The following is a 5,157-nucleotide window of genomic DNA, read 5'->3' on the forward strand; positions in this document are numbered from 1 at the left end:
GCCAAACAGGATATACAGCGCCCAACAGACGCCTGCTCCCAGTGCGTAGGCCACGCCGAGCAGGTCGATGCTGTTGCTGGTTTCTCCCATTGGGATCAACAACAATAGGCCGACGATCGCGAGCGCGATCCACAGGAAGTCGACCGCCCGACGTGACGCATAGATTGCTACCGCAAGCGGTCCAGTGAATTCGAGGGCGACCGCAATCCCCAAGGGGACACTGCGCAATGACATATAGAAGAGAAAGTTCATCCCCCCCAATGCCATCCCGTAGACGATGACGGTGCGCAGGGACTTTGCTGTCAGCTTGGCACGCCATGGCCGTAATAGAAGCAGCATGATTACGCTGGCGAAAATCAGGCGCAGAGCGGTAGTACCTTGCGCGCCAACGATAGGGAACATGCTCTTTGCCAGCGAAGCGCCAGACTGGACGGAAGCCATGGCGATCAACAGCAGGCCGATAGGGAACAGTGCCGTGGCCAGGCTGCGAGGGGAGGTGGTCATTGGGGGTGTTTGTCCGAGGTCGTATTGGAAAATGAATCTGGCGCTATGATGCTTAACTGTTTTGAATTGAGCAATATATTGCTCATGCTGGGACGTATATCGTTCTATATAGAGAGTGTTGAGTGATTTTTGGCTCTTTGATAGAAAAATCGAATTAAGGGCTTGACGGCAGATTCTGGAGGCCTATAATTCGCCCCACTTCCGGCGCAGTCGAAACGGAAAACTCCTTGGTAAACAATGAGTTATGTAGGTTTCGGCAGTCAGTTGCTTCAGTTCATCGAAGCCCGCAGGAAGTTGAAAAAGAGGTGTTGACAGCTGCGTGTAACGCTGTAGAATTCGCCTCCCGCTAACGAGTGATCGGAAGCGCAAGTGGTTGAAGTTGTTGAAGAAACCTTCGAAAACTTCTGAAAATAATCACTTGACAGCAAATGAGGCTGCTGTAGAATGCGCGCCTCGGTTGAGACGAAAGATCTTAACCAACCGCTCTTTAACAACTGAATCAAGCAATTCGTGTGGGTGCTTGTGGAGTCAGACTGATAGTCAACAAGATTATCAGCATCACAAGTTACTCCGCGAGAAATCAAAGATGTAACCAACGATTGCTGAGCCAGGTTTAGGGTTTCTTAAAAACCCAAAGATGTTTGAACTGAAGAGTTTGATCATGGCTCAGATTGAACGCTGGCGGCAGGCCTAACACATGCAAGTCGAGCGGTAGAGAGAAGCTTGCTTCTCTTGAGAGCGGCGGACGGGTGAGTAATGCCTAGGAATCTGCCTGGTAGTGGGGGATAACGTTCGGAAACGGACGCTAATACCGCATACGTCCTACGGGAGAAAGCAGGGGACCTTCGGGCCTTGCGCTATCAGATGAGCCTAGGTCGGATTAGCTAGTTGGTGGGGTAATGGCTCACCAAGGCGACGATCCGTAACTGGTCTGAGAGGATGATCAGTCACACTGGAACTGAGACACGGTCCAGACTCCTACGGGAGGCAGCAGTGGGGAATATTGGACAATGGGCGAAAGCCTGATCCAGCCATGCCGCGTGTGTGAAGAAGGTCTTCGGATTGTAAAGCACTTTAAGTTGGGAGGAAGGGCAGTTACCTAATACGTGATTGTTTTGACGTTACCGACAGAATAAGCACCGGCTAACTCTGTGCCAGCAGCCGCGGTAATACAGAGGGTGCAAGCGTTAATCGGAATTACTGGGCGTAAAGCGCGCGTAGGTGGTTTGTTAAGTTGGATGTGAAATCCCCGGGCTCAACCTGGGAACTGCATTCAAAACTGACTGACTAGAGTATGGTAGAGGGTGGTGGAATTTCCTGTGTAGCGGTGAAATGCGTAGATATAGGAAGGAACACCAGTGGCGAAGGCGACCACCTGGACTAATACTGACACTGAGGTGCGAAAGCGTGGGGAGCAAACAGGATTAGATACCCTGGTAGTCCACGCCGTAAACGATGTCAACTAGCCGTTGGAAGCCTTGAGCTTTTAGTGGCGCAGCTAACGCATTAAGTTGACCGCCTGGGGAGTACGGCCGCAAGGTTAAAACTCAAATGAATTGACGGGGGCCCGCACAAGCGGTGGAGCATGTGGTTTAATTCGAAGCAACGCGAAGAACCTTACCAGGCCTTGACATCCAATGAACTTTCTAGAGATAGATTGGTGCCTTCGGGAACATTGAGACAGGTGCTGCATGGCTGTCGTCAGCTCGTGTCGTGAGATGTTGGGTTAAGTCCCGTAACGAGCGCAACCCTTGTCCTTAGTTACCAGCACGTTATGGTGGGCACTCTAAGGAGACTGCCGGTGACAAACCGGAGGAAGGTGGGGATGACGTCAAGTCATCATGGCCCTTACGGCCTGGGCTACACACGTGCTACAATGGTCGGTACAGAGGGTTGCCAAGCCGCGAGGTGGAGCTAATCCCATAAAACCGATCGTAGTCCGGATCGCAGTCTGCAACTCGACTGCGTGAAGTCGGAATCGCTAGTAATCGCGAATCAGAATGTCGCGGTGAATACGTTCCCGGGCCTTGTACACACCGCCCGTCACACCATGGGAGTGGGTTGCACCAGAAGTAGCTAGTCTAACCTTCGGGAGGACGGTTACCACGGTGTGATTCATGACTGGGGTGAAGTCGTAACAAGGTAGCCGTAGGGGAACCTGCGGCTGGATCACCTCCTTAATCGACGACATCAGCTGCTCCATAAGTTCCCACACGAATTGCTTGATTCATTGAAGAAGACGATAAAGAAGCAGCCCGAAATTGGGTCTGTAGCTCAGTTGGTTAGAGCGCACCCCTGATAAGGGTGAGGTCGGCAGTTCGAATCTGCCCAGACCCACCAATTTTGTGTGGGAAACGCCTGTAGAAATACGGGGCCATAGCTCAGCTGGGAGAGCGCCTGCCTTGCACGCAGGAGGTCAACGGTTCGATCCCGTTTGGCTCCACCACTACTGCTTCTGAAAGTTTAAAGCTTAGAAATGAGCATTCCATCAGGTTGATGGTGAATGTTGATTTCTAGTCTTTGATTAGATCGTTCTTTAAAAATTTGGGTATGTGATAGAAAGATAGACTGAACGTTACTTTCACTGGTAGCGGATCAGGCTAAGGTAAAATTTGTGAGTTCTCTTAGTTGAGAAATTCGAATTTTCGGCGAATGTCGTCTTCACAGTATAACCAGATTGCTTGGGGTTATATGGTCAAGTGAAGAAGCGCATACGGTGGATGCCTTGGCAGTCAGAGGCGATGAAAGACGTGGTAGCCTGCGAAAAGCTTCGGGGAGTCGGCAAACAGACTTTGATCCGGAGATGTCTGAATGGGGGAACCCAGCCATCATAAGATGGTTATCTTGTACTGAATACATAGGTGCAAGAAGCGAACCAGGGGAACTGAAACATCTAAGTACCCTGAGGAAAAGAAATCAACCGAGATTCCCTTAGTAGTGGCGAGCGAACGGGGACTAGCCCTTAAGTGGCTTTGAGATTAGCGGAACGCTCTGGAAAGTGCGGCCATAGTGGGTGATAGCCCTGTACGCGAAAATCTCTTAGTCATGAAATCGAGTAGGACGGAGCACGAGAAACTTTGTCTGAATATGGGGGGACCATCCTCCAAGGCTAAATACTACTGACTGACCGATAGTGAACTAGTACCGTGAGGGAAAGGCGAAAAGAACCCCGGAGAGGGGAGTGAAATAGATCCTGAAACCGTATGCGTACAAGCAGTGGGAGCAGACTTTGTTCTGTGACTGCGTACCTTTTGTATAATGGGTCAGCGACTTATTTTCAGTGGCGAGCTTAACCGAATAGGGGAGGCGTAGCGAAAGCGAGTCTTAATAGGGCGTCTAGTCGCTGGGAATAGACCCGAAACCGGGCGATCTATCCATGGGCAGGTTGAAGGTTGGGTAACACTAACTGGAGGACCGAACCGACTACCGTTGAAAAGTTAGCGGATGACCTGTGGATCGGAGTGAAAGGCTAATCAAGCTCGGAGATAGCTGGTTCTCCTCGAAAGCTATTTAGGTAGCGCCTCATGTATCACTGTAGGGGGTAGAGCACTGTTTCGGCTAGGGGGTCATCCCGACTTACCAAACCGATGCAAACTCCGAATACCTACAAGTGCCGAGCATGGGAGACACACGGCGGGTGCTAACGTCCGTCGTGAAAAGGGAAACAACCCAGACCGTCAGCTAAGGTCCCAAAGTTATGGTTAAGTGGGAAACGATGTGGGAAGGCTTAGACAGCTAGGAGGTTGGCTTAGAAGCAGCCACCCTTTAAAGAAAGCGTAATAGCTCACTAGTCGAGTCGGCCTGCGCGGAAGATGTAACGGGGCTCAAACCATACACCGAAGCTACGGGTATCACGTAAGTGATGCGGTAGAGGAGCGTTCTGTAAGCCTGTGAAGGTGAGTTGAGAAGCTTGCTGGAGGTATCAGAAGTGCGAATGCTGACATGAGTAACGACAATGGGTGTGAAAAACACCCACGCCGAAAGACCAAGGTTTCCTGCGCAACGTTAATCGACGCAGGGTTAGTCGGTCCCTAAGGCGAGGCTGAAAAGCGTAGTCGATGGAAAACAGGTTAATATTCCTGTACTTCTGGTTATTGCGATGGAGGGACGGAGAAGGCTAGGCCAGCTTGGCGTTGGTTGTCCAAGTTTAAGGTGGTAGGCTGGAATCTTAGGTAAATCCGGGATTCTAAGGCCGAGAGCTGATGACGAGTTAACTTTTAGTTAACGAAGTGGTTGATGCCATGCTTCCAAGAAAAGCTTCTAAGCTTCAGGTAACCAGGAACCGTACCCCAAACCGACACAGGTGGTTGGGTAGAGAATACCAAGGCGCTTGAGAGAACTCGGGTGAAGGAACTAGGCAAAATGGCACCGTAACTTCGGGAGAAGGTGCGCCGGTGAGGGTGAAGGACTTGCTCCGTAAGCTCATGCCGGTCGAAGATACCAGGCCGCTGCGACTGTTTATTAAAAACACAGCACTCTGCAAACACGAAAGTGGACGTATAGGGTGTGACGCCTGCCCGGTGCCGGAAGGTTAATTGATGGGGTTAGCTAACGCGAAGCTCTTGATCGAAGCCCCGGTAAACGGCGGCCGTAACTATAACGGTCCTAAGGTAGCGAAATTCCTTGTCGGGTAAGTTCCGACCTGCACGAATG

1 protein-coding gene, 2 tRNA genes and 2 rRNA genes are annotated in these 5,157 nt (G+C 51.0%); 4 read left to right on the forward strand and 1 reads right to left on the reverse strand.

Translation table 11 applies throughout. From position 1 onward, the window contains the following. The coding region (locus AC2VLY_RS14480; RefSeq protein WP_486922524.1) for a hypothetical protein at positions 1-504 on the reverse strand (504 nt) is incomplete at its 3' end. A gap of 643 nt (positions 505-1,147) precedes the next feature. On the opposite strand from AC2VLY_RS14480, the gene AC2VLY_RS14485 reads away from it, so the two are divergent. The 4 genes from AC2VLY_RS14485 to AC2VLY_RS14500 form a co-directional block, all read left to right on the forward strand. Then, positions 1,148-2,684: ribosomal RNA gene (locus AC2VLY_RS14485) — 16S ribosomal RNA — on the forward strand. 83 nt (positions 2,685-2,767) lie between these two features. Then, a tRNA-Ile gene (locus tag AC2VLY_RS14490) sits at positions 2,768-2,844 on the forward strand. A 30-nt stretch (positions 2,845-2,874) separates the two neighbouring features. Continuing rightward, positions 2,875-2,950 (forward strand) — tRNA-Ala (locus AC2VLY_RS14495). Between the two features lie 247 nt (positions 2,951-3,197). After that, positions 3,198-5,157, forward strand: a 23S ribosomal RNA gene (locus AC2VLY_RS14500); the annotation flags it as partial.

Source organism: Acidithiobacillus sp. TH-A36 (assembly GCF_057473445.1).